Annotated in this window: 21 protein-coding genes; 17 read left to right on the top strand and 4 right to left on the bottom strand. The window is 65.9% G+C overall.

Annotated elements, in window-relative coordinates; translation table 11 throughout:
- Window positions 1-252: 252 nt before the first annotated feature.
- Window positions 253-3,405: an efflux RND transporter permease subunit gene (locus E8L99_RS06890; RefSeq protein ID WP_137098850.1), complete on the bottom strand. Its 3,153-nt coding sequence runs from the start codon at window positions 3,403-3,405 to the stop codon at window positions 253-255.
- A 16-nt stretch (window positions 3,406-3,421) separates the two neighbouring features.
- Entirely contained in the window at window positions 3,422-4,669 is a 1,248-nt protein-coding gene (locus E8L99_RS23730) for an efflux RND transporter periplasmic adaptor subunit (RefSeq protein WP_168201594.1), read from the bottom strand.
- Window positions 4,670-4,990: 321 nt separating this feature from the next.
- Here E8L99_RS23730 and E8L99_RS06880 point away from each other — a divergent pair, with 321 nt between their 5' ends.
- The gene (locus E8L99_RS06880; RefSeq protein ID WP_137098848.1) at window positions 4,991-6,361 is read left to right on the top strand and encodes a carbohydrate porin; all 1,371 of its coding nucleotides are present in this window, start codon (window positions 4,991-4,993) and stop codon (window positions 6,359-6,361) included.
- Here the strand turns inward: E8L99_RS06880 and E8L99_RS06875 are convergent.
- Both E8L99_RS06875 and E8L99_RS06870 read right to left on the bottom strand, forming a co-directional pair.
- Window positions 6,330-6,878, bottom strand: coding sequence for a cyclin-dependent kinase inhibitor 3 family protein (locus tag E8L99_RS06875; protein WP_137098847.1), 549 nt, complete (start codon window positions 6,876-6,878; stop codon window positions 6,330-6,332). The two genes, E8L99_RS06880 and E8L99_RS06875, sit on opposite strands and share 32 nt — an antisense overlap.
- Window positions 6,879-6,973: 95 nt before the next feature.
- Entirely contained in the window at window positions 6,974-8,062 is a 1,089-nt protein-coding gene (locus tag E8L99_RS06870; RefSeq protein ID WP_137098846.1) for a TRAP transporter substrate-binding protein, read from the bottom strand.
- Between the two features lie 249 nt (window positions 8,063-8,311).
- Here E8L99_RS06870 and E8L99_RS24090 point away from each other — a divergent pair, with 249 nt between their 5' ends.
- From E8L99_RS24090 to E8L99_RS06795, 16 genes are all read left to right on the top strand, one after another.
- Window positions 8,312-8,557, top strand: coding sequence for a hypothetical protein (locus E8L99_RS24090; protein WP_315862575.1), 246 nt, complete (start codon window positions 8,312-8,314; stop codon window positions 8,555-8,557).
- Between the two features lie 86 nt (window positions 8,558-8,643).
- On the top strand, window positions 8,644-9,114 hold the full coding sequence (locus E8L99_RS24085; RefSeq protein WP_315862574.1) for a helix-turn-helix domain-containing protein: 471 nt from the start codon (window positions 8,644-8,646) through the stop codon (window positions 9,112-9,114).
- 73 nt (window positions 9,115-9,187) lie between these two features.
- Entirely contained in the window at window positions 9,188-10,348 is a 1,161-nt protein-coding gene (locus E8L99_RS06860; RefSeq protein WP_137098845.1) for an acyl-CoA dehydrogenase family protein, read from the top strand.
- The gene (locus tag E8L99_RS06855; protein ID WP_137098844.1) at window positions 10,345-11,016 is read left to right on the top strand and encodes a glutathione S-transferase family protein; all 672 of its coding nucleotides are present in this window, start codon (window positions 10,345-10,347) and stop codon (window positions 11,014-11,016) included. The genes E8L99_RS06860 and E8L99_RS06855 overlap by 4 nt, the downstream gene beginning before the upstream one ends.
- Before the next feature lie 77 nt (window positions 11,017-11,093).
- The gene (locus tag E8L99_RS06850; protein WP_137098843.1) at window positions 11,094-12,716 is read left to right on the top strand and encodes an acyl-CoA carboxylase subunit beta; all 1,623 of its coding nucleotides are present in this window, start codon (window positions 11,094-11,096) and stop codon (window positions 12,714-12,716) included.
- Entirely contained in the window at window positions 12,716-14,713 is a 1,998-nt protein-coding gene (locus tag E8L99_RS06845) for an acetyl/propionyl/methylcrotonyl-CoA carboxylase subunit alpha (RefSeq protein ID WP_137098842.1), read from the top strand. The genes E8L99_RS06850 and E8L99_RS06845 overlap by 1 nt, the downstream gene beginning before the upstream one ends.
- The gene (locus E8L99_RS06840) at window positions 14,710-15,486 is read left to right on the top strand and encodes an enoyl-CoA hydratase/isomerase family protein (protein ID WP_137098841.1); all 777 of its coding nucleotides are present in this window, start codon (window positions 14,710-14,712) and stop codon (window positions 15,484-15,486) included. Before E8L99_RS06845 ends, E8L99_RS06840 begins: the two co-directional genes overlap by 4 nt.
- 191 nt (window positions 15,487-15,677) lie before the next feature.
- The gene (locus tag E8L99_RS06835; protein ID WP_137098840.1) at window positions 15,678-16,106 is read left to right on the top strand and encodes a DoxX family protein; all 429 of its coding nucleotides are present in this window, start codon (window positions 15,678-15,680) and stop codon (window positions 16,104-16,106) included.
- 135 nt (window positions 16,107-16,241) lie between these two features.
- Window positions 16,242-17,105, top strand: coding sequence for a BKACE family enzyme (locus tag E8L99_RS06830; protein WP_137098839.1), 864 nt, complete (start codon window positions 16,242-16,244; stop codon window positions 17,103-17,105).
- An 80-nt stretch (window positions 17,106-17,185) separates the two neighbouring features.
- The gene (locus tag E8L99_RS06825) at window positions 17,186-18,061 is read left to right on the top strand and encodes a branched-chain amino acid ABC transporter permease (protein WP_137098838.1); all 876 of its coding nucleotides are present in this window, start codon (window positions 17,186-17,188) and stop codon (window positions 18,059-18,061) included.
- A gap of 4 nt (window positions 18,062-18,065) precedes the next feature.
- Complete coding sequence (locus E8L99_RS06820) at window positions 18,066-19,154, top strand: branched-chain amino acid ABC transporter permease (protein ID WP_137098837.1); 1,089 nt, start codon at window positions 18,066-18,068, stop codon at window positions 19,152-19,154.
- Window positions 19,151-19,933, top strand: a complete 783-nt coding sequence (locus E8L99_RS06815) for an ABC transporter ATP-binding protein (RefSeq protein WP_137098836.1) — start codon at window positions 19,151-19,153, stop codon at window positions 19,931-19,933. The genes E8L99_RS06820 and E8L99_RS06815 overlap by 4 nt, the downstream gene beginning before the upstream one ends.
- On the top strand, window positions 19,930-20,703 hold the full coding sequence (locus tag E8L99_RS06810; protein WP_137098835.1) for an ABC transporter ATP-binding protein: 774 nt from the start codon (window positions 19,930-19,932) through the stop codon (window positions 20,701-20,703). The genes E8L99_RS06815 and E8L99_RS06810 overlap by 4 nt, the downstream gene beginning before the upstream one ends.
- A gap of 10 nt (window positions 20,704-20,713) precedes the next feature.
- Window positions 20,714-22,573: an AMP-dependent synthetase/ligase gene (locus tag E8L99_RS06805; RefSeq protein ID WP_137098834.1), complete on the top strand. Its 1,860-nt coding sequence runs from the start codon at window positions 20,714-20,716 to the stop codon at window positions 22,571-22,573.
- Window positions 22,574-22,667: 94 nt separating this feature from the next.
- Complete coding sequence (locus tag E8L99_RS06800) at window positions 22,668-23,849, top strand: ABC transporter substrate-binding protein (RefSeq protein WP_137098833.1); 1,182 nt, start codon at window positions 22,668-22,670, stop codon at window positions 23,847-23,849.
- A gap of 166 nt (window positions 23,850-24,015) precedes the next feature.
- On the top strand, window positions 24,016-25,152 hold the full coding sequence (locus E8L99_RS06795) for an acyl-CoA dehydrogenase family protein (protein WP_137098832.1): 1,137 nt from the start codon (window positions 24,016-24,018) through the stop codon (window positions 25,150-25,152).
- Window positions 25,153-25,776 lie beyond the last annotated feature (624 nt).

The following is a 25,776-nucleotide window of genomic DNA, read 5'->3' as shown; positions in this document are numbered from 1 at the left end:
AGAGGCATGAGGGCACCAGCTTATGCGCGAGAGACCGCCCCGGGCGCATCCTTCACCTCGCCCCCACGGGGAGAGGTCGGACGCGTCAGCGTCCGGGAGAGGGGGCGAGCTCTTTCCGGATAGGGCCTCATCTCCAGCCAGAACGGTGAGGTTCATCCCCCTCTCCCGATCCTTCGCTGCGCTCGGATCGACCTCTCCCCGTGGGGGAGAGGTGAAGGATGCGCTGTCGACACGAGCTGACCCGCCGCCGCCTCAGCTCAGCGCATCTTCCTCGTCGGGACCAGCCGCCTCGCGCCGCGAGAACATGACGATCAGCGCCGGCAGGATCACCAGGATCAGGAACGGGGCGACCAGAACACCACCCGCCACCACGAAGGCCAGCGGCTTCTGCACCTGGCTGCCGATGCCGGTGGAGAGCGCAGCCGGCGTCAGGCCGACGCAGGCCGCGACACAGGTCATCATCACCGGCCGCATGCGCACCTTGCCGCATTCGATGGCCGCCGAGACGCGCTCGCGGCCCTGCCGCACCAGCCCGTTGAAATAGGTGATGACGATGATGCCCTCCATCACCGACACACCGATCAAGGCGATGAACCCGATGGCACCCGACACGCCGAAGGGCGTTCCGGTCAGATAGAGCGCGAAGATGCCGCCCACCATGGCGAGTGGGATGACCGACAGGGCGAGAAGCGTATCGGTCATCGAGTTGAAATTGGCGAAGAGCAGGAAGGCGATGAGCAGAAGCGTCATCGGCACGACGACCTGGAGGCGGGCAATGGCCGCGAGCAGGTTCTCGAACTCGCCGGCCCATTCGATGCGCATCCCCGGCGGAAGCCGGATCTCCTTGGCCACCCGCGACTGTGCCTCGGCAATGGTCGAGCCGAGATCGCGGTCGCGCACGGAGAAGCGGATGGGGATGTAGCGCTGCTGCTGTTCGCGATAGATGGTGGAGGCGCCCGAGACCAGCGTGACAGCCGCCACCTGTTTCAGCGGAATCTGGGTGACTGTGCCATTGCTGTCAGCGACACCGATGCGCAGGTTCTGGATCGCCTCCGGGGTCTGACGGAATTCCGGTGCGAGGCGCACGATGATCGGGAACCGGCGGTCGCTGTTGGGCTCGAAGAAGTCGCCCGGCGTATCGCCGCCGACCGCCGTGCGGATCGCCGTGTTGATGTCGCCTGGCGACAGGCCATAGCGACCGGCCGCCTCGCGATCGATGGTGATGGCGACCGTCGGCTGGCCGAGCACGGTGAACACGGCGAGATCGTCGATGCCGCGGACGCTCGCCAGGATCTTGCGGATGCGTTCGGCGTAATCGGTAACCTGAGCGAGGTCGTTGCCGAACAGCTTGATGGCATTCTCACCCTTCACCCCGGAGGCTGCCTCCGAGACGTTGTCCTCGAGATATTGCGAGAAGTTGAAGTCGACGCCCGGAAACTCCTTCTGCAAGGCCGCCAGGATCTCCTCGACCAGCTTCGCCTTGTCGACGCCCGGCCGCCACTTCTCGCGCGGCTTCAGCGGCGTGAACATCTCCACATTGTTGAAGCCCGCGACCTCGGTGCCGTCATCGGTGCGACCCTGCTGGGACACCACCGAATCGACCTCCGGGAACGAGGCCACGATCCGCCGGATGCGGTTGGCGTAGGTGTTGCCCTCCTCCAGCGAGATGGTGGGATGGAGGGTGGCGCGGATCCAGAGATTGCCCTCTTCGAGCTTGGGCAGGAATTCGAGGCCGAGGCTGCGGCCGGCCAGGACGGAGACGACCATCAGGGCCGCGGCGAAGACCAACGTCAGGCCGCGACGGCCGACCGCCTTCTCCAGCAGCGGCTCATAGGCGGCGCGCAGGCCACGGACGATCGGCGTCTCGCGCTCCGACAGGTTGCCCTTGAGCAGGAAGGCCGAGAAGGCCGGCGTGACGAAGAAGGCTGCCGTCAGGCCGCCTGCCAGCGCATAGGCATAGGTCTTGGCCATGGGGCCGAAGATGTAGCCTTCCACGCCCTGCATGGTGAAGAGCGGGATGAAGCTCGTCACGATGATCAGGCAGGAGAACAGGATCGCCACAACGACCTGGTTGGAGGCGCCGAGAATGGTTTCAAGCCGGCGCTTCAGATCGGTGCGGCCGTCTTCCTGGAGATCATGGGCCTGCTTGTGATGGCTTCGCTCCGCCAGCAATCGGAAGATGTTCTCGGTCATGATGACGGAGGCATCGACGATCAGGCCGAAGTCGATCGCGCCGACCGACAGGAGATTGGCGGATTCGCCGCGCATCACCATCAAGATGACGGCGAAGGCGAGCGCGAAGGGAATGGTCGCGGCCACCACGACGGCGCAGCGGAAATTGCCCAGGAACAACCATTGCACGAAGAAGATCAGCGTGATGCCGAACATGGCGCTGTGGAGCACCGTACCGGTGGTGACGTCGATCAATTCCTTGCGGTCGTAGATGCGCTCGATGCGGACACCCGGCGGCAGCACGCCGCCCTCGTTGATGCGCTGCACCTCGGCCTGGACGCGCAGGATTGTCGGCATGGACTGCTCGCCACGCCGCATCAGCACGATGCCCTGCACCACGTCGTCGTCATCGTTCTGGCCGGCAATGCCGAGCCGCGGCTGGTTACCGATGCTGACGGAGGCGATGTCACGCACGCGCACCGGCTGGTCGCCGATGGTGGCGACGAAGGTGTTGTTGAGGTCGTCGATCGACGAGATGAGGCCGACACCGCGCACCACGCCCGACTGCACGCCGATCGACACCGTATTGCCGCCGACGTTGAGATTGGCGTTCTGCAGCGCAGTCATCACCTGCGGCAGGGTGAGGCCATAGGCAATCAGCTTGTTGAAATCGACCGAGACCTCATAGGTCTTGTTCTTGCCGCCCCAGCCGACCACGTCCACCACGCCCGGGATCGAGCGGAACCGGCGCTGCAGGATCCAGGTCTGGATCGTCTTGAGGTCGGTGATGGAATAGTCCGGCGGGCCGACGACGCGGTAACGGAAGATTTCGCCGATCGGCGACATGGGCGAGATCTGCGGCTGGGCGCCGTTCGGCAAGGCGGGCAGCAGCGACAGCTGGTTCAGCACGCGCTGGAGCGCCAGTTCATAGGTCACGTCATAGGTGAACTGCAGCTTGACGTCCGACAGGCCGAAAACCGACGTCGTGCGGATCAGCCGGAGGTTCTGCAGGCCGGCGGTGACGCCCTCGATCGGGATCGTGATGTAGCGCTCGATCTCCTCGGCAGAGAGCCCACGCCCCTGGGTGATCACGTTGACCATCGGCGGCACGGGATCGGGATAGGCCTCGATATTGAGGCGCATGAAGGCAAGCGCACCGATCAGGCACACCGCTCCGAAGGCGAGCACCATCAGGACGCGCTGGCGCAGGGCAAATTCGATGATGGCGTTCATGTCTGCCCGTCTTGCCTCAGCGCCGGAACGCGGCGGTCATCTGGTCGACGAACAGCGCGCCGCGCACCACGACCTCCTCGCCGACCTTCAATCCCTCGAGGATCTGCACCTTGTCGCCACGGATCAGGCCGACCTTGACCCGCCGGAGTTCGACGGCCCGGTCGGGATGGGCGACCCAGACACGCGCGACATCGCCTTCGTAGATGATGGCGTTGCGCGCGATAGACGGGGATTCAATCGGCTCGCCGACCTGGATCTCGACATTGGCGAACATCTGCTGCTTCAGCACGAGGCCGGGATTGTCGACGGTTGCGCGCACCAGCAGACGACGGTTGGCGGCATCGATGGTCGGCGCGATGAAGTCGATGCGGCCGGTGAACACGCGGTCGCCGAAAGCCAGGACACGGAACTCCAGCGGCGCCCCGCGGGCAATGCGCGGCGCCTCGTCCTCGCGGACATAGGCGTTGAGCCACAGGGTCTCGAGATCGTCGATGACGAAGATCGGTTCGCCGGCGCCGCCGGTGAGGAACTGGCCCGGACCAACCTTGCGCGACACCACCACGCCCTCGATGGGCGAGAGCAGCGCCACCTGCGGATCGATGCGCCGGCCGGCGCGGAACCGCGCAATGTCATCATCGGTCTTGCCGAACAGATGGAGGCGGTTCTCCACGGCCTCCAGCGCTGTGGTCGCCGTGCGGTTGTCGGCACGGGCCGCGTCCAGATCGGCGCGGGCCTGGTCGACATCGCGCTGGGTGGTGGCACGGCCCGCGAACAGGTCACGCTGGCGCCGGTCGTTGATCTCGGCGAGCCGCATCTGGGCGACCGACTTGTCGAGCGCTGAGAGCGCGGCGACGAAATCGTTCTGGGCCTGGACCATGTCGTTGGCCTCCAGGAACAGGAGCGGCTGTCCCTTGGTCACGACATCGCCGGGAACAACCGCGATGCGCAGCGTGCGGCCCGAATAGGGCGAAATGACCGAGGTTGCGCTGTTCTCGTCGATGGCGAGCCGACCTTCGGTCTGGACAAGCTCGCGGAAGCGCACCGATGCCACAGGCTTGCGTTCAAACGTCTGCCAGTCGGCCTCGCTGACGACGAAGCGGCCGTCGCGCGGCGTGACGCGGCTCTCCGGGACAGCCGGCGGCGCGGTGGGTCCGGCGAACCAGCCCGAGAAAAAGCCGGTGATCGAGGACAGGCCGAATCCGGATGCGCGCGCCGGCTCGGACACGAGCGGCAGCCCGACCATGGTGGCCAGGACAAGGGACATCAGGCGTCGGGCGGCGCGCCGCGACCGCTTGGCCCGGATGTGTTCACTCAGAAGCATGAGATGTCCGAAACTGACGGTCCACGCCCCGGACCGGTTCCGGGGGAGACTGTTCTTGAAACAGAACATGGCTGGCGAAATGCTGACATTGCCTCCCGGTGGGCGGCTGGTCAGGCGCAATGGGTTACATGCAAATGCGAATGATTTGCATTCCAGATTGCAGCGCTCGCAATTTGGTGTCATGAGAGCATGACGAAGACAATGATAATTCCGCCAGCTGGGTGAGCGACCCGCGCCTGGCGTCTGTTGATCAAGGAAGGTGACATGCCCCGCCGGTCTCGACCCATGCAGGCGCTGGCCCTCGTCGCCATCTTGGCGTGCCTGTCCGCGAATACGGCCCGCGCCGATCAGCCCGAGGTGAATGCGGACGGCGTTCCGCTGTCCTCGATCGCCACCTTGCTGCCCGGCAATGGCGATGCCGGAGGGCACAGGAAATGGCTCGCGGAGCGCGGCATCACCTACACGCTGCTCTACACGGGCGACCTGCTCGGCAATGTATCCGGCGGATTGCGCCGCGGCTGGGTCAACCAGGGCAAGCTTGAGGCTTCGGTCTCGATCGATCTCGAAAAGCTCGCGGGCATCCAGGGCCTCAGCTTCTATTCGAACGCGTTCTTCATCCATAACAACGGGCGTATCCGGCGCGACTATGTCGGCGGCATCAACACGATCGCGGCCATCGAGGCTGTGCCGACGACGCGCCTGTCAGAATTGTGGTTCGAGCAGAAATTCTGGAGCGGGCAAGCGAGCTTCCGTGTCGGCCAATTGGCTGCGGATACCGAGTTCTTCTTCTCCGGCATCAGTGCGCTGTTTCTGCAAAGCGACTGGGCGACCATTGCGGCCTTGAATCTTCCAAGTGGCGGCCCGGCCTATCCGCTGGCCACGCCCGGCGTCAGGCTCAAGGTTGATCCGAACCCGAATTGGTCCCTGCTGTTCGCCCTGTTCAACGGCGATCCCGCAGGGCCCGGAGCCAATGACGAGCAGTTGCGCAACCGCTACGGCCTGAATTTCCGCGTCACGGACCGACCGCTGATCATGGGCGAGACGCAGTACCGCATCAATCGCGGGCGCGAAGACACCGGTCTCGCAAGCCAGATCAAGCTCGGCTTCTGGGGACATCTCGGCAGGTTTGCCGATCAGCGCTACGCCTCGGACGGGCTGTTGCTGGCCAATCCGCTGAGCTCGGGTGTGGCGGCCGTCCGGCGCGGCAATTGGGGCCTCTACGCGGTCATGGAACAGCAGATCTACCGGCCCGCAGGCGGCGATGCCGATAGCGGCATCTCGCTGTTCGGCCGCATCTCCTACGCGCCTTCCGACCGCAGCACGATCGGCTTCTATGCCGATGGCGGCATCGTGTTTGCCGGCCTGATCCCGGGCCGTCCCGACGACAAGTTTGGCGCAAGCCTGATCTATGCGCGCTATTCCGACGCCGCCCGCGCGTTTGATCGCGATGTGATCGCCCAGACGGGCATTCCAGGCGTGGTGCGCGACTATGAGGCCAACCTCGAGCTGACCTATCAGGCACAGATGACCAGCGGCTGGACCATGCAGCCGGTCCTGACCTATGTGTGGCACCCCAGCGGCGATGCACGGCGCAATGCTGTGGTCACCGGCGTGCGGTCCATGATCCGCTGGTAATCCCGGCGACATGGCGCAGCTGGTCCGGCGTCTCGATCGTGCCCGGCCGCACCGACCGCACCAGCGCAATCGCAGCCTCGCTCTCCATGCCGCGTTCCACCAGCAGGCGAGCCGCGATCGTACCCGTCCGGCCAAGGCCGCCACGGCAGTGAATGACGATGCCCCCGCCGGCATCGAGCCGGGCATGGATGTCCGGTCCCATCCGTACCCATGCCGTCTCGAACGCGAGGTCCGGCACGCCAAAATCACGGATCGGCAGGTGCTCCCAGGCTAGCCCGCGGGCGATGATATCCGCGCCGAGCGAGGCCACGCCAAGCTGCTCGAACTCATGGGTTTCGATCAGGCTGACCAGCAGGCCGGCGCCGGTGGCGACGACACGATCGAGGTCAGTCGCCAGCACCCGAGGCGGCGCGGGCGGTGGTTCGATGCGGCCAGGGCAAGAGGTCATGCCGATCAGCCCGCCGCCATCCGGAGTCAGGATATCGATGCGCAAGGGTGGAGCGTCAGGCAGCACCATCGTCGGTTCCCGAGAGGATCGTCCACAAAAAGGGCCGGGCCGCTTGTTGCGACCCGGCCCCATCTCGTGTCAGGCCGGAAGGACCGGCCGAACGCTCAGCGACGCGCGCGGGCGCGGATCATGAAGTTGTCGTAGGTGAACTCTGCCACCTGCCACCACAGATACTGGTCGTTGCGCGAGGCAATCATCGCCTCGATAGCCTTCTTGAAGTCGGGGTTCTTGGCCGAGATCTCGGCCCAGAGCTCGTTGGCCGCGTTGAAGCAGGCGTCCATCACCTCCGGCGGGAACGGACGGAGCTGCGTGCCGGCGGCCACCAGGCGGCGAAGCGCCTGCGGATTCTGCACATCATACTTGGCGGTCATGATGTTGGTGGCATAGGCGCAGGCATTGGTCAGCACCGCCTGGTAGGCCTTCGGCAGGGCGTTCCACTTTTCCAGATTGATGAAGGAGTGGACGGCCGGGCCGCCTTCCCACCAGCCGGGATAGTAGTAGAACGGCGCCACCTTGTTGAAGCCGAGCTTTTCGTCGTCATAGGGGCCGACCCACTCGGCGCCGTCGATGGTGCCCTTCTCGAGCGCCGGGTAGATGTCGCCGCCGCCGATCTGCTGCGGCACGACGCCGAGCTTCTGCAGCACCTGACCGGCAATGCCGCCGATGCGCATCTTGAGGCCCTGGAGATCGGCAACCGTCTTGATCTCCTTGCGGAACCAGCCGCCCATCTGAGCGCCGGTATTGCCGGTCTGGATGCCGTAGAGGTTGTACTTCTTGTAGAACTCGTTGAAGAGCTCCTGCCCGCCGCCCTGATAGAGCCAGGCATTCTGCTGGCGGGCATTCATGCCGAACGGAACCGACGCGGCGACCGCGAAGGTCGGGTCCTTGCCGACATAGTAGTAGGAGACGGTGTGGCACATCTCGACAGTGCCATTGGTAACGGCATCGGCGGCGGCCAGCGGCGGCACGATCTCGCCGGCGGCGAACACCTGGATCTGGAACTTGTTGTCGGTCATCTCGGCGACCTGCTTGGCCACCGTTTCAGCGGCGCCATAGATCGTGTCGAGCGACTTCGGGAAGCTGGACGTCAGGCGCCACTTCACTTCCGGCATGGACTGGGCAATCGCGGGGGCGGCAACCGCGGTCGCGGCAAGGCCGACACCGGTGGTGGCCAGGAAATTGCGGCGCTTCATAGGGGACTCCTCCTGTGAACGGCTTGGCTCGCCGGCCAATGGTCCGTCTCGGTCATCGTCAGTTCGTTGAATTCACGGTCGCAAGAACCACCCTTGGGGGCAGCGGTCACCTTCCGTGAGCGGTACCGGGTTGTGTCCTTAGCGGAGTTTGCCGAAACTTTCTATCGATCCATCGTCCAATTGCCGGAGTGAATTGGGCGCCGCGAACGCCTATGCTGGCAAAAAACAAGACTTCGGGGAGGATTGTGGATGGCAGCCAGGACCGTGTGTCCGGAACGCTTCATGTTCGTCGGGCCTGATCGCGTTTTCTATGCCGGGCTGCTTGGCCGCCCGCGCAGGCGCTCGCTCGGCGCGCTCGCCATCGTTGCAGCTCTCGACGGACGCATCCGGGTGACTGTCGAAGGCCAGCCGATGCGCGAGGTCGCAGCCGCCGTCATCCCCGCCTATACCCCCACAGCATCGAGGCCGACCACCTCTGCGTATCGGCAATCCTGATCGAGCCGGAGAGTGTCGACCAGGCGGCGCTGGCCGCGATCGAGGCCGATTTTGCCAGCCGCTGCGACATCGGGGTCGCCGAAACCATGCGGGCTGCACGCCGTCATCTGCTGGCCTCGGCCGATCTCCGTCCGATGAAGGCGGACGCGGTGGACGAGGCCGTGTTCGGCCATGCCCTGCCGAAGCGCGACCTCGATCCGCGCATCGCGCGGGTCCTCCGCGCCATGGCCGACGATCCCGGCTCGACCCAGTCGGCTGGCGAGCAGGCCGAGATGGTCAATCTCTCGGTGTCGCGCTTCCTGCACCTGTTCAAGGAAGAGACCGGTGTGCCGCTGCGAGCCCTCCGCGCCTGGAAGCGCGCGCGCCACCTGCTGAATTTCGCCAATGAGAGCCTCAACATGGCGCATCTGGCGCTCGATATCGGCTATCCCGATTCCACCCATTTCAGCCATTCGATCCGCCGCTTCTATGGGTTGAAGCCGCGGGCGATCTTCTCCGGATCGCGCGAACTGGCGATCTATCGCGGCGGGTCGGCCAGCGCGCTCGAGCCGGCGTGACCACTGGACGCAAGCCGCCGCCGCCACAGGGCGGCAGGCTTCCGACGAGCTGAAGACGCAGGCGAGGAACGCAATGCTGTTCACATCCGAGCATGACGAGGTCAGGCGCAGCCTGCAGAAGTTCATCGCCGCCGAGGTCAATCCGTATGTCGATGCATGGGAGGAGGCCGGCCAGTTCCCGTCCCACGAGCTGTTCAAGAAGATGGGCAGCCTCGGCTTTTTGGGGCTCAACAAGCCGGTTGAATATGGAGGCTCGGGCCTCGACTATTCCTATGCCCTGCTGATGGCCGAGGAAGTCGGCGCCATCAGATGCGGCGGCGTGCCGATGGCGATTGGCGTGCAGACCGACATGGCGACGCCGGCACTGGCGCGTTTCGGCTCTGACCATGTGAAGTCCGAATTCCTGGCGCCGTCGGTAAGCGGCGACTACGTCGCCTGTATCGGCGTGTCGGAACCCGGCGCCGGCTCCGATGTCGCCTCGATCAAGACGACCGCCCGAGCTGATGGCGACGACTATGTCATCACCGGCGGCAAGATGTGGATCACCAATGGCGCCAAGGCGGACTGGATCTGCCTGCTCGCCAATACCGGCGACGGCCCGGCGCACCGCAACAAGTCGCTGATCTGCGTGCCGATGAAGGAAAAGGGCGTCACGGTTGCCCGCACGCTCGACAAGCTCGGCATGCGGTCCTCCGACACAGCGCAGATCTTCTTCGACGAGGTCAGGGTGCCCAAGCGCAACCGCATCGGCGAGGAGGGCAAGGGCTTCACCTACCAGATGATGCAGTTCCAGGAGGAGCGCCTGTGGGGTGCGGCCGCCGGGCTGAAGCCAGCGGAATGGATCATCGATCAGACCATCGAATATACGCGCGGCCGCAACGCCTTCGGCAAGTCGATCCTGGACAATCAGGTGGTCCATTTCCGCCTCGCCGAACTGAAGACCGAGGTCGAGCTGCTGCGCTCGCTGATCTATCGCGCGGCGGAAGAGATGCTGGCCGGCGCCGACATGACGACGCTCGCCTCCATGGCCAAGCTGAAGGCCGGCCGGCTCGGCCGCGAGGTCGGCGATGCCTGCATGCAGTACTGGGGCGGCATGGGCTACATGAACGAGACCCCGGTCACCCGTTATTACCGCGATGCGCGGCTCACCTCGATCGCCGGCGGCGCCGACGAGGTCATGCTGTCGATCATTTCCAAGGCCATGGGCACGCTGCCGGGAACCACCAACCGATGATCACGCTGTTCCACTGCCTGTCGGCCCGCTCGTTCCGTCCGCTCTGGATGCTCGAGGAAATGGGCCTGCCCTATGATCTGAAGGTCATGCCCTTCCCGCCGCGGGCGCGCCACAAGCCCTATTTCGAGGTCAATCCGCTGGGCACCGTGCCCTATCTGATCGATGGCGACACGCGGATGAGTGAATCCGCGGCGATCTGCGAATATCTCGGCGTGCGCCATGGGCCGACGCCGCTGGCCGTGAGCCCTGACGACAAAGCCTTCGGCGCCTATCTGAACTGGCTGCATTTCGGCGAGGCGACGCTCACCTTTCCGCAGGCGCTGGTGCTGCGCTACAGCCGCTTCGAGACGCCCGAGCGCCTGCAGCCGCAGGTGGCGGAAGACTATGCGAAGTGGTTCCACGGCCGCCTGCGCGGGGTGGATGCCGTGGTCGGCGCCTCGGACTATCTCGCCGCCGGGCGCTTCACCGCCGCCGATATCTCGGTCGGCTATGCGCTGATGCTGGCGGAAATCCTCGGCCTGTCGAAGGACTTCTCGCCCGCCGTCGCGGCCTATTGGGCCAGGTTGTCGGCGAGGCCCGGATATCTTGCCGCCCTCGCGGCGCAGGACAAGGCCGCCGCCGAACAGGGGATCGGCCCGACCTTTCCGCCCGACATGAAGGCCGGCTGACGCGCCAGCCAGTCGGCACAAGACCTGATGGCGGGGAGCCGCCAGTCTCGGATCCGATCAGTGAGGGATCCGGCCGCATGGCGATCATCGAGACGACGCTCAATTCCGGCAGCACGGACTTTGTCGCCAACCGCGACGGCATGCTGGCGTTGATCGGGCGGGTGCGCGCGCTTGAAGAACGGGCGACACAGGCGTCGGCGCTGGCCGGCCCGCGCTTTCACGAGCGCGGGCAGCTCCTGCCGCGCGAACGCGTCGCGTTGCTGATCGATCCTGGTACACCGTTCATCGAGCTCGCCTCACTCTCCGGCTATTGCATGGACGTTCCCGATCCCGACCGCAGCGTGCCGGGCTCGGGCGTCGTCTCTGGCATCGGGATTGTCGCGGGCGTGCGCTGCTTCATCTCGGCGAGCGATGCCGGCATCGATGCGGGCGCGTTGCAGCCCATGGGGCTGGAAAAGAAGCTGCGCGGCCAGGAAATCGCGCTGGAGAACAAGCTGCCCTATCTCCAGTTGGTCGAAAGCGCCGGCGCGAACCTCATGCGCTACAAGGTGGAGCACTTCATCCACGGCGGCACGACGTTCCGCAATCTGGCGAGGCTGTCGGCAGCCGGCCTGCCGGTCATAACGGTCACCCACGGCTCGTCGACCGCCGGCGGCGCCTATCAGACCGGCCTCTCCGACTACATCATCATGGTGCGCGGCCGCACCCGCGCCTTCCTGGCCGGGCCGCCGCTCTTGAAGGCCGCCACCGGCGAGATCGCGACGGAAGAGGAGCTCGGCGGCGCGGAGATGCACACCAGCATTTCGGGCCTCGGCGACTATCTGGCCGAGGACGACCGCGACGCCTTGCGGCTTGCCCGCGAGGTCGTCGCAGGCCTCGGTTGGGACCGCGACCGACCCCCTCTGGCCGAGCCCGCGTTCGCCGAACCGCTTCACGACGCCGAGGACCTTCTCGGTATCATGCCCATGGACGGCAAGCGCCCAGTCGACATGCGCGAGGTGATCGCGCGCATCGTCGACGGCTCGAACTTCCTGGCTTTCGGCGAAGCCTATGGCCCGGCAACCGTCTGCGGCCACGCCAGCATCCAAGGCCATCCCGTGGGGATCATCACCAACAATGGCCCGCTGGACCCGGCCGGCGCCAACAAGGCGACGCACTTCATCCAGGCCTGCTGCCAGTCGAAGACGCCGATCCTCTACCTCAACAACACGACCGGCTTCATGGTCGGCCGCGCTTATGAGGAGGCCGGCATGATCAAGCACGGCTCCAAGATGATCCAGGCGGTGACCAATGCCACCGTGCCGCAGATCACCCTCTATTGCGGCGCCTCCTATGGCGCGGGCAATTACGGCATGTGCGGTCGCGGCTTCGGGCCCCGCTTCTGCTTCTCCTGGCCCAATGCGCGCACCGCCGTGATGGGCGGCGAGCAGGCCGCCGAGACCATGGCGATCGTCACCCGCGCCGCCGCCGCGCGGCGCGGCAAGCCGGCGGACGAAGAGCAGATCGGCGCGCTGAAAGACAAGATCGTCACCCTGTTCGACAGCCAGATGGACGTGTTCGCGACCTCCGCCCGCCTGCTCGACGACGGCGTGATCGACCCGCGCGACACCCGCGCGGTGCTGGCAGAGGCGCTCGCCATCTGCCGCGATGCCGAGCGGCGCAAGCCCGTTCCCATGCAGTTTTCGGTCGCGAGGCCCTGATGACCGCGACAGCCTTCCGCACCATCCTGATCGCCAATCGCGGCGAGATCGCGCTGCGCATCATGGCAACGGCCCGCCGCATGGGCTTTGCGACGGTCGCGGTCTATTCCGATGCCGACGCGGAGGCGCTCCATGTCCGCATGGCCGACCGGGCCGTGCGCATCGGTGGTTCCCGGCCGGCTGAGTCCTATCTGAACATCCCCGCCATCATCGAGGCGGCGCGGCGCGCGGGGGCAGACGCGATCCATCCGGGCTACGGCTTCCTCGCCGAGAATGCAGCCTTCGCCCGTGCCGTCCAGGCGGCCGGCCTCGTCTTCATCGGCCCCTCGCCGCAGGCGATCGACGCCATGGGCGACAAGGCCGGCGCCAAGGCCTTCATGGCGGCGGCCGGCGTGCCGGTGGTGCCGGGCTATCAGGGCGACGACCAGAGCGAGCAGCGGCTTGCCGAAGAAGCCGGCAAACTCGGCTTTCCCGTGATGATCAAGGCGGTTGCGGGTGGCGGCGGGCGCGGCATGCGGCTCGTTCCCGATGCCGCCAGTTTCGCCGAACTGCTGCGCAGCGCGAAGTCGGAAGCGGCCAATGCCTTCGGCAACGATACTGTCCTGATCGAGAAGGCGATCGTCCGCCCTCGTCATATCGAGATCCAGGTCTTCGGCGACCGTCACGGCAACGCGATCCATCTCGGCGAGCGCGATTGTTCGGTGCAGCGGCGCCACCAGAAGCTGATCGAGGAAGCGCCCTCGCCGGCCGTCTCAGCCGACCTTCGGGCCCGGATGGGCGAGGTCTCGGTCAAGGCGGTGCAGGCGCTGGCCTATGAGGGCGCGGGCACGCTGGAATTCCTGCTCGATGCCGAAAACCGCTTCTACTTCATGGAGATGAACACCCGGCTGCAGGTCGAGCACCCGGTGACGGAGGCAATCACCGGGCTCGATCTGGTGGAGTGGCAATTGCGGGTTGCCGCGGGCGAGGCGCTGCCGCTCGCCCAGCATCAGGTGCGCTTCGAGGGCCATGCGATCGAGGTGCGGCTCTGCGCCGAAGACCCGCGCCAAGGCTTCATGCCGCAGTCCGGCACGTTCGCCGCCTTCGAGATGGAGAGCGGAATCCGGGTGGAGACCGCGCTCCGTTCCGGCAGTGCGGTGCCACCTTTCTATGATTCGATGATCGCCAAGCTGATCGCCCATGGCGACACGCGCGAGGAGGCGCGGAGGCGGCTGATTTCGGCCCTGAACGGCTCGATTGCGCTCGGAATCGCCACCAATCAGGGGTTTCTGGCCCGGTCGCTCGCCCATCCCGTCTTTGCCGAGGGGCACGCGACAACCGGATTCATCGTGGAACAGGAGGGAGATCTCCTTCCGGCCAAAACGCCCCTCGGACTGCCCGATCCGGCGCTCGCCGCCCTCGTCCTCTTTGTCGCGGCAACGCCGCCCGCCTATCGCCTCAAGCCCCGTCATGTCGGCCCGCCGCTCGCCGTGCCGATGGTGCTCGACCTCGGCGGTACAGCCCATGCGGTGGCCATCCATCGCGGCCGCGACGGGCTTTACCGGATCGAGGGCGGCGGCACCGCCTCCACCATCGAGGTGATCGCGCTTGAGGAACCGGCCGGGCGTGCGCCACGCCTCACCTATCGCCACGACGGCCTGACAGAGACCGTCGCCTTCACCCTGAGCGGCGACCAGCTCTGCCTGCAGCGCGGCGCCGACCAGATCATCGTCCAGGACCTCACCCGCGCGGCGGCCCGTCCGCCCGGCAGCGACGGTGGCGACGGGCGGATCAGCGCTGCCATGAACGGCCGCATCGTGGCGGTCCATGTCGCCGAGGGCGCCGAGATCGCCGCCGGCGAGGCGGTGGTGACGCTCGAGGCGATGAAGATGGAACATGTCCACCGGGCGCAAGTGGCCGGCCGGGTCGCCGAGATCGCGGTCACGGCCGGCGACCAGGTGACGACCGGCCGGTTTCTGGCGCGGATCGAGGCGGCACAAGACGGAGTGAACCCATGACCGACCAACCCGTTCTCATCGCGACCGACGGCCCGGTCCTGACCATCACCATCAACCGGCCGGACAAGCGCAACGCCATCAATGCCGATGTGCTGGCCGGTATTGCCGCGGGCTACAAGCAGGCCCATGCCGATCCCGCCATTCGCGTCATCGTGCTGACGGGCACAGGCGACAAGGCCTTCTGTGCCGGAGCCGACCTGCAGCCCGGCCGCGGCATGGGCTTCGGCCAGGACCGGCCGAACAGCGATTATGCCGATCTGCTGCGGCTGTCGCAGAACGCCACCAAGCCCTCGATCGCCCGGGTCAACGGCGCCTGCATGGCCGGCGGCATGGGCCTTCTGTGCATGACCGACATGGCGGTTGCGGCCGACCACGTGGTCTTCGGCCTGCCGGAGGTGAAGGTCGGCGTCTTCCCGATGCAGGTGCTGAGCCTGTTGCAGGACATGGTGCCGCGCCGCCTCGTGGCCGAATGGTGCCTGACCGGCGAGCCCTTCACGCCTGCCGAAGCTGTCTCCGCCGGACTGATCAATTATGCTGTGCCGGCTCAGGACCTCGACGCCAAGGTGGCTTGGCTCGCCAACCGACTGATCGACAAGTCGCCCATGGCGATCAGCCGCGGCAAATATGCCATGCGGGCCATCCGCGCGATGAGCTTCGACGAGGCGATCGCCTATACGGAGGCGCAGATTGCGCTCACCGCCCAGACGGCCGATGCGAAGGAGGGCATGGCCGCCTTCGCCGAGAAGCGGAAGCCGAACTGGGGTCACACCTGACGGGATCGACCCAAAACAGGCCTTACCTTACGAAAATCATGCGAAACCGCCTGCCTCAGCAGGCATTTTCGCATGAAATCGGTTGATCTCGCTCAAGCTGCTTCGGACCCGACGGGATCATCCTCGCCCTGCTTTCGCCACGCCGCATGTCGCGACGCGAGCGTCGAGCCCCACCCCAGGCGAGGCAGCCCATGTCCGAGTTCACCCCCAATTTCGATATCAACCGTCCGATGGACAGCGTCCGCGTGCTGTGCGGCCTGTTCTACATTCCCCATGTCATCGGCAAGATCACCGGCTATGCCGGCACGGTCGCCTTCTTCGCCAAGGCGGGCTTCCAGCCGCCGGCCTTCTTCGTGGTGCTCGCCATGGTGATGGAGGCCGTCTGCGCGGTCGGCCTGATCCTCGGCATCGGCACCAAATATCTCGGCGTCGTCTCGGCAGGCCTGATGGCGGTGGCCGCCTATGCGATCGTCGCCACCCGCGGGCTCGGCTGGTTCTGGGCCGGCGGCGGCATCGAATATCTGGCGCTCTGGGGCTTCATGTCGCTGGTGATCGCGGCTGATGCCTGGAAGCGCGAGCCGGGTCTCTTCGGCTATTTCGCCAGGCCCGCCCACGCCTGACCCGAGAACGATCATCGCTTGCAAGAGCCGCCGCACCCACGGCGGCTCTTTGCCGTTGGCGCTTAGCCGATTGACGCAAGACGCTCGCACCCGGCGCTGAAACCATGACCCGCATCGTCATGGGAATTCGCCGGCATGAGCGACAAGGCCATCATCACCGCAGCGCTGAACGGCGTGCTGACCGATCCGCGCCAGCACCATGTGCCGGTGACACCGGCCGAGATGGCGGCGGAGGCCCGCCGCGCCTATGAGGCCGGCGCGAGCGTGATGCATATCCATCTGCGCCAGCAGGGCGAGGGCAAGGGGCACCTGCCGAGCTGGGACGTGGCGCTGTCGCAAGAGGTCCAGGCGGCAATCCGCGCAGCCTGCCCGGATGTGGTGATCAACCACACGTCCGGCGTGGTCGGCCCGGATTATCAGGGCGCGCTCGCCTGCATCCGTGAGACAAAGCCGGAAGTGGCCGCCTGCAATGCCGGTTCGCTCAACTATCTCAAGGTGAAGGCCGATGGCACATGGGCCTGGCCGCCCCACCTTTTCGACAACCCGGTCGCCAAGATCCAGGCCTATCTCGATGTGATGAAGCCCGCCGGAACCGTGCCGGAATTCGAGTGCTTCGATACCGGCATCGTGCGCTCGGTCGGGCTTTACGGACAGGCGGGCATGCTGTTCCGTCCGCCGCAGTACAATTTCGTCATGGGGGTGGAATCCGGCATGCCGGCAGACCCCGATCTCCTGCCGATCCTGCTGAAGCTCAAGGTGCCCGCCGCCAATTGGCAGGTGACTGCGATTGGCCGCGCCGGCATCTGGCAACTGCATCGCCGCTGTGCTGAACTCGGCGGCCATATGCGTACCGGGCTGGAGGACACATTCTACACAGCGGACGGCACCAAGGTGACGTCCAACGGCCAGCTGATCGAGGAGATCGCCGGCCTCGTCAGGCAGACCGGACGCGAGATCGCGAGCCCCAAGGAGGCGCGCGCCCTGCTCGGGATCGCCTGACGACAACGCGCCGAGAGCGGATCAACCGCTCCGGACGACGCAGTGCATGAGGGAAACGCCGGAAGCGAGGGAGAGCCCGCTTGCAATTCATACAGCTCGTTGTCAGCGGGCTTGCGCAAGGCTGTATCTACGGCCTGATCGCGCTCGGATTCGTGCTGATCTACAAGGCGACCGAAACCGTCAATTTCGCGCAAGGCGAGTTGATGATGATCGGGGCCTTTTCAGGTCTGTTCGCCACCACCGTGCTCGGCCTGCCCTATTGGCTGTCGCTGGCCGCAGCCATGATCGCGACCGCGCTGGTGGGGCTCATGATCGAGCGGCTGGTGCTCAGGCCCATCCTCGGCCATCCCGCCTTCTCCATCGTGATGGTGACCATCGGCATCGGCTATATGGCGCGCGGGCTCGTCACCATGATCCCGGTGGTCGGCACCGACACCCATTCGCTGCCAACGCCGTTTCGCGGCGAGGTGTTCCGGCTCGGCGGCCTGGTGATCTCGGCCGAGCATGTGGTGGTGATCGCGGTGACGCTGATCCTCTGCGGGGCGCTCGCCGCCATGTTCCGCTACACCAAGATCGGCATCGCCATGCAGGCGATGAGCCAGAACCAGCTGGCGGCCTATTACATGGGCATCCCGGTCAAGCGCTTCTCCGGCCTGATCTGGGGCATCTCGGCGGCGGTGGCGGCGATCGCCGGCATCCTGCTCGCACCGCTCACCTTCATCCACGCCAATATGGGCTTCATCGGGATCAAGGCCTTCCCGGCCGCGGTGATCGGCGGCTTCACCTCGCTGCCCGGCGCCATTGTCGGCGGGCTGATCATCGGCGTGGTCGAGGCGCTCGCCGGCTTCTACCTGATCGAGGGCTTCAAGGACGTCGCCGCCTTCGTCGTCGTGCTGATCATGCTGGTGGTCAAACCCACCGGCCTGTTCGGCGAACGGCTCGCGAAGAAGGTCTGAGCCCATGCGCTTCATCTTCAAGACGCGCTACGAGCAGGACATCCAGCTGTTCCAGCACAGCGGTCAGGTCTTCTGGTACGGCCTCCTGGCGGCCGTGCTGCTGGTCGCGCCCCTCGTCGTCTCGCCCTATGTGCTGACGCAGCTTTCCCAGGTCGGCATCTACACGATCGTCGCCTTCGGGCTGATGCTGCTGGCGGGCTTTACCGGCCAGATGTCACTCGGACACGCCGCCTTCCTGGCGGTCGGCGCCTATACGGAGGCCGTGCTGGCGATTGCCGGCGTGCCGTTCTTCGTCTCGATGCCGATCTCGGGCCTGTTCGCGGCGATTGTCGGCGTCGTCATCGGCCTGCCGGCGCTGCGCGTCAAAGGTCTCTATCTCGGTATAGCCACGCTCGCCTTCGGCACGATCGTGGAAGAGGTGATTGCGCGGGCCGAGCACGTCACCGGCGGCAATGCGGGGCTGATGGTGCCGCCGGTGAAGCTGTTCGGCCTGGCCTTCGCCGATGGCCCGCCCTTCTACTATCTCTGCCTGTTCATGGTGCTGTGCGCGGGGCTGATCCTGATCAACCTGCTGCGCTCGCCGACGGGGCGCGCCTTCGTCGCCATCCGCGACAGCGAGATTTCGGCGCAGAGCATGGGCGTCAACCTCGCCGCCTACAAGACGCTGTCCTTTGCGCTCTCGGCGGCCTTTGCGGGCGTGGCCGGTGCGCTCTATGCCCACAACATCCGCTTCCTCTCGCCCGACCAGTTCACCGTGGTGCAGTCGATCGAGCTGATCATGATGGTGGTGATCGGGGGCCTGGGCTCGGTCCATGGCGCGGTGTTCGGCGCGGTGTTCGGCGCGGCCTTCCTGATCTCGCTGCCGCAGGTGATCAATGCCTTGAAGCCCATGCTGCCGCAGGCGCTCGCCGAGGCGACCGGCCTGCAGCCGACCATCTTCGGTGCCGTGCTGATCGTGGTGATCCTGTTCGAGCCGCTCGGCATGTATGGCGCATGGCTGAAGCTGAAGGCCTATTTCGAGCTGTTCCCGTTCTACCGGAAGGGCATGTTCCGCCGGCAGAAGACATTCCAGAAATCGGACCGGCTGAAATGAGCGCGCCGTTCTTCGAAGCCGACGATATCTCCGTGCAGTTCGGCGGGCTGAAGGCCGTCGACGGCGTGAGCTTCACCGTCGCCAAGGGCGAGGTGTTCACGATCATCGGGCCGAACGGCGCCGGCAAGACGACCGTGTTCAACATCGTCAGCCGCATCTACCAGCCGACCTCCGGCCGGGTGCGGCTGGAGGGCACCGACATCACGGCGCTGCCGCCGCACAAGGTGGCCGGTGCGGGCATTGCGCGGACCTTCCAGAACATCGAGCTGTTCGAGCACGCAACCGTGCTGCAGAACCTGCTGATCGGCGCGCATATCCACCGCACCACCCATCCGATCGCGGAAGCGCTGTTCCTGCCCTCGGTGATGCGGGCGGAGGTCAAGCTGCGCGAGCAGGTGGAGGAGATCATCGACCTCCTCGATCTCGCGGTGCATCGCGACAGCATGGTGGCGGGCCTGCCCTATGGCGCACGCAAGGTGGTGGAGCTCGGACGCGCGCTTGCCACCCGGCCGAAGCTCTTGCTGCTCGACGAACCGTCCTCGGGCCTCAATGTCGAGGAGACCGAGGACATGGCCTTCTGGATCCAGGACATCACCAAGGACCACGGTATCACCGTGATCATGGTGGAGCACGACATGAGCCTGGTCTCCAGGGTGTCGGACCGGGTGCTCGCCATGAACCAGGGCCGGGTGCTTGCCACCGGCACGCCGGCCGAGGTGCAGGGCCATCCCGCCGTGATCGAGGCCTATCTCGGCCGTCCCGCGGAGGCCGTGGCATGAGCGATCCGATCCTGACACTGGCCAATGTCGAAGCGAGCTACGGCGCGGTGAAGGCGATCCGCGGCGTGTCGCTGAAAGTGCCGAAGGGCGCGATCGTGACGGTGCTCGGCGCGAATGGCGCCGGCAAGACGACGATCCTCAGGACGATTTCCGGCATCATCGACCCGCAGAAGGGATCGGTCACCTTCAAGGGCGAAGCGATCGAGCGGCGCGACCCGGCCGATATCGTGCGTAGGGGCCTGAGCCACGCCCCCGAGGGCCGCGAGGTCTTCCCGCTCCTGTCGGTGCGCCACAACCTGCTGATGGGCGCCTATACGCGCTCCAATCCGGCGGAACTCGCCGAGGATCTGGAGCGCGTCGAGACCTATTTCCCGATCCTGCGGGAACGTGCCGACCAGGATGCCGGCCTCCTGTCGGGCGGCCAGCAGCAGATGCTGTCGATCGCCCGCGCGCTGATGGCGCGGCCCGACCTCCTGCTGCTCGACGAGCCCTCGCTCGGTCTCTCGCCGAAGCTCACCCAGGAAATCTTCGCCATTGTGAAGCGGGTCAACCGCGAGCGCGGCGTCACCATCCTGCTGGTGGAGCAGAACGCCGCGCTGGCGCTCGATACCGCCGATTACGGCTACATCCTGGAGCTTGGCAGGATCGTGATGGAAGGGCCGGCGGCGGAGCTGCGCGAGAAGGACGACGTGAAGGAGTTCTATCTCGGGCTGAAGGAAGCAGGCCAGCGCGGCGAGCGGCGCTGGAAGAAGAAGAAGATGTGGCGGTGAGGACAAGGTGATGTTTGACATCTGGCCCAACCAGGACATCCGCCGGCCGGTCATCCCGGAGGGCGACACGATCGCCAAGGCGCTGGCGTCTGCCATCGCCATGCGCGGCGAAGCCATCGCCGTGCGGCAGAAGGCGTTCGGTCTCTGGCGTTCCACCACGTGGAGCGCGCTCGGCACCATCGTGTGCGAGATCGGCATGGGCCTGGTGGCGCTGGGCCTCAAGCCCGGCGAAGTCGCCTCGATCCTCGCCAATACCCGGCAGGAATGGACCTTTGCCGACTATGCGATCATCTCGGCCGGCGGTGTCTCGAACGGCATCTACCCGACCGATGCGCCGGCGCAATGCGAGTACCTGATCACCGATTCCGCCTCACGCTTCGTCTTCGTCGAGGACGAGGAGCAACTGGACAAGATCCTGGAGGTGCGCGGCCGCACGCCGACGCTTGAGAAGATCATCGTCATCGAGACCGAGGGCCTCACCCGCTTCTCCGATCCGCAGGTGATGACGCTCGACGAGCTGAGGGCGCTCGGGCGGCAGGCCCATGCCGCCGATCCCGCGATCTGGCCTGCGCGCATCGCCTGCCGGAAGCCCGACGATCTCGCCATCCTCGTCTATACGTCCGGCACCACCGGCAAGCCCAAGGGCGCGATGATCACCAACCGCAACATCCTGGCGGGTGTGTCGGTGATCGCGACAGAGTCGCTGCGCCAGAACGAGGACGACCAGCGCATGGCCTTCCTGCCGCTCTGCCACGTGGCCGAGCGCGTCGGCGGCCAGTTCCTCGCGCTCTATTCGGGTGCGGTGCTGAATTTCGTCGAGAACCCGGAGACGGTGCCGGAGAACGTCCGCGAGATCTCGCCGACCGTGTTTCTCGCCGTGCCGCGCATCTGGGAGAAGTTCTATTCGGCGGTGATGATCCGGCTGAAGGAGGCGACCTCGCTGCAGCGCCTCGCCTATGGCTGGGCGATCGAACAGGGCCGGCAGGCCGCCGACCTGTTCATGGAGGGCAAGCCGGCGCCGCTGTCGCTGCGCTTCAAGGTCTGGCTCGGCCGGGTCATCGCGCTGAACAATGTGCGCAAGGCGATCGGCATCCACAATTGCCGGTTCCTGGCGACCGGCGCCGCGCCGATCTCGCCCGACCTGATCCGGTGGTACTTCGCGCTTGGTGTGCCGATGCTGGAAATCTGGGGCATGACGGAAACGTCCGGTGCCGGCACCATCGTGCCGATCACCAAAGTCAAGCCAGGCACGATTGGCCGCCCGACCAGCAATATCGAGATGAAGATCTCCGCCGATGGAGAGATCCTGGCGCGCGGACCGACCATCATAGCCGGCTATCTGAACCAGCCGGAGAAAACCTCCGAGGCGATCCGCGACGGCTGGCTGCATACCGGCGATGTCGGCCAGGTCGACAACGAGGGCATCTTCAAGATCACCGACCGGATGAAGGACATCATCATCACGGCGGGCGGCAAGAACGTGACGCCATCGGAGATCGAGAACGAGCTGAAGTTCTCGCCCTACATCACCGATGCCGTGGTGATCGGCGACAAGCTGCCCTATCTCACCGCGCTGATCATGATCGACCTGGAGAATGTCGAGAAATTCGCCCAGGACAATGACATCCCCTTCTCCAACTATGCCAGCCTCTGCCGCGCCCGCGAGGTGCAGGACCTGATCCAGACCGAGGTCGACCGGGTGAACGCGAAATTCGCGCGCGTCGAGCAGCTCAAGGCGTTCCGCCTGATCGAGCAGCAGCTCACCGCCGAGGACGAGGAGCTGACGCCGACCATGAAGCTGAAGCGCAATCTGGTCAGCCGGAAATATGCCGATCTGATCGGCCAGATGTACGGCAAGGTGGCCGCATGAAGGGGGCTTTGCCCCTGTTTCGACCTGTACTAGCCTTCTCACCCAACAAGACCAAGGCGGGCAAACCGCTGTCACCGTCCAGGGAGGACACACGATGACACTGAAATGGATTTCCAGCCTTTCGCTCGGCCTCGCACTCGCGGCCGGGCCCGCCCTTGCCCAGCCGCAGGGGGTGACCGCCAACCAGATCACACTGGGTACGATCCAGGATCTGTCCGGGCCGCTCGCCGCCTATGGCAAGCAGACCCGCAACGGCCTGCAGATGTATTTCGACGAGCTCAATGCGCGGGGCGGCATCAACAACCGGCAGGTTCGCCTCATCGTCGAGGACAGCGCCTATGACCCGCGCAAGGCGCTGCTCGGCGCGCAGAAGCTGGTCAATTCCGACCGCATCTTCATGATGGTCGGCCATATCGGCACGGCGCAGAACATGGCGGCGATGCCAGTGCAGTTCGAGCGCAACGTGGCGAACTTCATGCCGGTGACCGCCGCGCGCGAGATGTACATGCCGCCGACGCCCCTGAAGATGGCGTTCGCCGCCTCCTATTACGATCAGGTCCGCACCATGCTGCCGGACATCATCCGCGACAAGAACGCGCAGCGTGTCTGCGTGGTCTATCAGGATGACGAGTTCGGCCTGGAGGTGATGCGCGGCGGCGAGGCAGCGCTGGGTCTCGTCAGCAAGACCTTCGTCGAGCGCGCGACCTACAAGCGCGGCGCGACCGAGTTCTCGTCCCAGGTGGCGCGCCTCAAGGCGGCCAATTGCGACCTCGTCCTGATGGGCACGATCATCCGCGAGACGGTGGGCGTGCTGGCGGAAGCCCGCAAGGTCGGGCTCGACGCGACCTTTGTCGGCACCAGCGCGGCCTATACCCATCTCATCCCGGCGCTTGGCGGCCCGGTCGCCAATGGCTTCTACGCCATGATGACCACCGCCCATCCCTATCCGGACGATCCGGATGCGCGGATCCGCGAATGGGCCGTCCGCTACAAGGCGAAGTTCGGCGAGGACCCGACCGTGTTCTCGGCCTATGGCTGGCAGATCGCCGACAGCTTCACCCAGGCCGCGATGAAGGCCGGGCAGGCGCTGACCGTCGAGGGCTTCATCCGTGCGGTGGAGACCAACCCGCCGCCCCAGACGCCGTTCGAGACCAGGCCCTGCGCCATCTCGCCCCAGATGCGCCTCTGCAACAACGACGCGCGTCTGTCGCAGGTTCAGAACGGCCGCTGGGTGGTCACCCGGCCCTGGGTGACCGGCGCCATGCCGACGCAGTGAGGATCGCATCGCGATCCTTCCTGCCGTGACCGTGACGATCGTCATGCCCGCCCTTCTGGCGGGCATCCACGCCTTCTGATCGTCCTTGCAAGACGTGGATGGCAGGCACAGGGCCTGCCATGACGGCGGCGATTGTCCGCATGCAGCCAAGAGAGCCCCGCAAGCCTTGACCCACCCCTTCTACACGGCCGAGCACGAGGCCTTCCGCGACCAGGTCCGCCGGTTTGTGGCGAAGGAGATCGAACCCTTCGCCCACCAGTGGGACGAGGCGGGCGAGTTTCCGCGTGAGCTCTTCGGCAAGGCCGCCGATCTCGGCCTGATCGGGCTCGGCTTCCCGGAAGCCTATGGCGGCGTGACGGGCGATCGCTTCCTCTGGATCATCGCGACGCAGGAACTGGCGCGGCCCGGCGCCGGCGGCATCAGCGCCAGCCTGATGAGTCACGCGATCGGCGCGCCGCCGATCGCCAATGCCGGCTCGGAGGAGCTGAAGGCGCGTGTGCTGCCGGCCATCCTGTCGGGCGAGAAGATCTCGGCGCTCGCCATCACCGAGCCGGGCGGCGGCTCGGATGTGGCAGGGCTTGTCACGACCGCGCGGCGCGAGGGCGACCATTACGTGGTCAAGGGTGAGAAGACCTTCATCACCTCCGGCATGCGGGCCGACTATTACACCGTCGCCGTGCGCACCGGCGGGCCAGGCGCGGCGGGGGTCAGCCTGCTGCTGATCGAGCGCGACCGGGCGGGATTCACCCGCACGCCCTTGAAGAAGATGGGCTGGTGGGCCTCCGACACGGCGACGCTGCGTTTCGACGATGTCCGCGTGCCCGTTGCCAATCTGATCGGCGCCGAGGGCCAGGGCTTCAAGATCATCATGCGCAATTTCAACCACGAGCGACTGACCATGGCGGCCGGCTGCATCGCGGCGAGCCGGGTCTGCCTGGAGGAAGCCACCGCCTATGCCAGGGAGCGTCGCACCTTCGGGCGTGCGCTGGTGGAGCATCAGGTGATCCGCCACAAGCTGGTGGACATGGCGCAGAAGGTGGAGGCCGGCCAGGCCATGCTGGAGATGCTGACCTGGCGGCTGGAACAGGGCGAGAGCCCGGTGGCCGAACTCTGCATGCTGAAGAACCACGCGACCCAGACCATGGCGTTCTGCGCCTCGGAGGCGGTGCAGATCTTCGGCGGTGCCGGCTTCATGCGCGGCGCCAAGGTAGAGCGCATCTATCGCGAGGTGAAGGTCAACGCCATCGGCGGCGGCACGGAAGAGATCATGAAGGATCTGGCGGCGCGGCAGATGGGGTTGTGAGCGCAGAAGAGAACTTCGCGTCAGACGATCGCCCGCTCGACACTTCGGTTTCCCATGGCGATCTTCAACACACGGTTCTGTCGCCAGCCTGTTAACCGGCACCCGCCTGTTAACCTGCGGACCAACACGGGAACGAACCATGCCCGAATCGGTTGAGGTCCGATGTTCCCGGTCTGATCGATTGCCCGAGGTCCTGGAAGCGGCTGACGCCCCTATCAGCCCGCGATCCTCGTTCAAAGCCTAAGGGTCTTAAGCCGCAATCCCGTTGTGGTACGCCGGTCCGGCCGGATCTCCGCTGGATGCGTGAAAGCCGCCCCTTCCACGCAAGGGCCAACCGCCATAGGGCAGGTTTCAGCCGAGGGCGGTAACGCATGGATCAGCCGGTGAACGAAGCGTGTCCGAATCGGCCGAGCATGGATGTTCCCGCTCTGATCAGCGTCTGCGGGCAGGCGGGTGACGGGGCGCGTCGTCGGGCTCGTATGGTGCCGTCTGGGCCCCTTCGGAGCGCCAAGATCTTAACGGCGTCTCCCGGGCAGGGACGAGCGCCCTGCCTTGAGAACACCGCCCGCAACCCAGCGACCCGCAGTTCGCCCCGATGCCTCGCCAACCGGCGGCAGCGCGCCG

Origin of the sequence: Phreatobacter aquaticus (assembly GCF_005160265.1) — a bacterium.
GTDB classification, from domain to species: Bacteria; Pseudomonadota; Alphaproteobacteria; order Rhizobiales; family Phreatobacteraceae; genus Phreatobacter; species Phreatobacter aquaticus.
The sequence above is the reverse complement of the archived record's forward strand: the minus strand, read 5'-3'. Positions and strand labels throughout refer to the sequence as shown.